Below are 2,578 nucleotides of genomic sequence, written 5' to 3' on the forward strand. Positions count from 1 at the left end.
CGGCAAGACGTACACCTACACCCTGCGCGACGGGATCACCTGGGAAGACGGCTCGCCCATCACCTCCGAGGACGTCAAATACGGTATCGAGCGGGCCTGGGCCCCCGACGTCATCTCCGGCGGCCCGGCCTACCTCAAGCAGGTCCTCGACCCCGGCGGCAAGTACAAGGGCCCCTACAAGGACGACAAGCTGGGCCTGAAGGCCATCGCCACCCCCGACAGCAAGACCATCGTCTTCCATCTGGCCGAGCCGAACGGCGACTTCGAGCACATGCTGGCGATGCCGGCCGGTTCGCCCGTGCCGAGCTCGAAGGACACCAAGGCCAAGTACACCGAGCACCCGTTCTCCTCCGGGCCGTACAAATTCGGCTCGTACGCGCCGAACAAATCGCTGGAGCTGGTCCGCAACACCGAGTGGAACCAGAGCTCCGACCCGGTCCGCGCCGCCCTGCCCGACCGGATCACGGTCGACTTCGTCTCGAACGACTCGACCAGAGGCCAGCAGCTCCTCGCGGGCGCCTACGACGTGGACCTCGAACCGGCCTCGCTTCCCAAGGATGCCAGCGCCAGGGCCGTCAACAGCCCGCTCAAGAACCACCTGGACGACCCGTACACTCTGGGTCTGCGCTATCTGGCCCTGCCGCGGACCGTCAAACCGCTGGACAACATCCACTGCCGCAAGGCGATCGTCTACGGGACGGACCGGCGGTCCGTGCAGACGGCCCTCGGCGGCCCCGTCGGCGGCGGTGAGATCGCCCCGAACATGCTCCCGCCGGGCATCGAGGGGGCGGACCCCAGCGACGACCCGTACGACGTCCTGGCGAACGACGGAAAGGCGGACATCTCCAAGGCGAAGAAGGAACTGAAGGCCTGCGGCAAGCCGGGCGGCTTCCGGACCACCCTCGCGGTGCGCACCGGAAACTCCGACGACCTCACCACCGCCCAGGCGCTGCAGTCCTCGCTGAAGTCCGTCGGGATCACGATCGCCATCCAGCAGATCGAATTCAGCCAGTACTACAGGACCGTGGGCTCGCCCTCGACTGTCAAGAAGAAGGGCTACGGCATCATCATCGGGCGGTGGCTGCCCGACTTCCCGACCGGCCAGGGATTCCTGCAGCCCCTGGCCGACGGCCGCTTCATCCTGCCCACTGGCAATTACAACTTCGCCCAGCTGGATGACAAGTCCATCAACGGCCTCTTCGACGACGCGATCGCCGAACAAGACCCCCAGAAGGCCGGGAAGATTTACGCCCAGATCAACAAGAAGATCTCCGACACCGCCGGGTATGTCCCCCTGTTCTTCCAGAAGGGCTACGCCTGGCGCGGCACCCGGCTGACCAACGTCTATACGACCGACGCGTATTCGGGCAGCTACGACTTCGCGTCGCTGGGTGTCTCGCCGTAGTCCGGGGGCGGCCGCGTGGGAGTCGCTGTTCGAGGGGCCGGGGCCCACGGAGCCGTTGCGCGAGATGTGGGCGCAGGGGCTGGGGGCCAACCCGGCCGTACCCGACGACCTGCGGCGCGCTCTGCTGGGCCGCTCGCGTCACCTTCTGTGGCGCAAGCGGCCGTCCTCGGTCCTCCGCCACCCCGGCCTGCCGGTGCCGGTGCTGGTGCGGCTGTTGCGGGATCCCGCCACCGCGGAGGAGGCGGCCGGACATCCGGCGCTGCCCGTGGACGTCATGTGGCGGATGATCCAGCAGCCTTGAGGTGATCGGGAGGCCGTCACTCCCCCGCGATGGCGGCCCGCAGGCCCACGTTGCTCATCAGCAGGCCGCCGTCCACGGGGAGGGTGACGCCGGTGATCCAGGAAGCGTCGGAGGAGGCCAGGAAGGTGATGGCGGCGGCGATGTCGGCGGGTTCGCCGACGCGGCCCAGGGGGTAGACGCGGGCGGCGCGGTCGAGGGCGTCTTCCCGGCCGTCCCAGTTGGGGGTGTGGATGGTGCCGGGGGCGACGAGGTTGACGCGGACGCCGCGTTGGGCGGCGTGGCCGGCGAGGGTGCGGGTGAGGCTGGCCAGGCCGGCTTTGGCGGCGCTGTAGGCGTGGTTGCCGAAGTCCCGCTCGCCGTTGACCGAGCCGACGTTGACGATCGCGCCCCGGCCGCCCGCCGCGGCCAGGTGGGGCAGCGCGGCGCGGGCGCAGCGGAAGGCGCCGGTCAGGGTGATGTCGAGGTCCTGGTGCCACGCGTCGTCCAGCTGGTCCTCGAAGAGTGGGGTGTCGGGGGTGCAGGACAGGGCGTTGTTGACGAGTACGTCGAGCGCGCCGAAGCGGTCCACGGCGTGTGCGACGGCCGCCTCGACCGCCGTACGGTCGGCCACGTCGCAGGCCAGCGACTCGGCCTCGCCGCCGTCGGCCCGTATCGCCGCGGCCGCCTTCGCGGCCCGCTCGCCGTCGAGGTCGGTGATCAGCACACGGGCACCCTCGGCGGCGAAGCGGCGGGCGGTCACCTCGCCGATGCCCCGGCCCGCGCCGGTGAGGACGACCGCATAACCCTCGAATCGCCGCACTTTCTGCTCCTTCCGACACCGGGACAGCGCCCGTGACGCGCCCCGCCCAAGTGGCGGGGCGTCGTCATGGTCA

At 69.9% G+C, this 2,578-nt stretch carries 3 protein-coding genes; 2 read left to right on the forward strand and 1 reads right to left on the reverse strand.

What is annotated here, in order from left to right; translation table 11 throughout:
- Both CCN51_RS46510 and CCN51_RS46515 read left to right on the forward strand, forming a co-directional pair.
- On the forward strand, window positions 1-1,405 hold a 1,405-nt coding region (locus CCN51_RS46510), incomplete at its 5' end, for an ABC transporter substrate-binding protein (protein WP_143676112.1).
- Complete coding sequence (locus CCN51_RS46515; RefSeq protein ID WP_143676113.1) at window positions 1,392-1,706, forward strand: hypothetical protein; 315 nt, start codon at window positions 1,392-1,394, stop codon at window positions 1,704-1,706. The genes CCN51_RS46510 and CCN51_RS46515, both read left to right, overlap by 14 nt.
- Before the next feature lie 16 nt (window positions 1,707-1,722).
- Here CCN51_RS46515 and CCN51_RS46520 read toward each other — a convergent pair whose 3' ends face one another.
- Complete coding sequence (locus CCN51_RS46520; protein ID WP_014176971.1) at window positions 1,723-2,505, reverse strand: SDR family NAD(P)-dependent oxidoreductase; 783 nt, start codon at window positions 2,503-2,505, stop codon at window positions 1,723-1,725.
- Window positions 2,506-2,578 lie beyond the last annotated feature (73 nt).

The sequence above is a fragment of the Streptomyces milbemycinicus genome (genome assembly GCF_002154605.1).
Taxonomy (GTDB): Bacteria; Actinomycetota; Actinomycetes; order Streptomycetales; family Streptomycetaceae; genus Streptomyces; species Streptomyces milbemycinicus.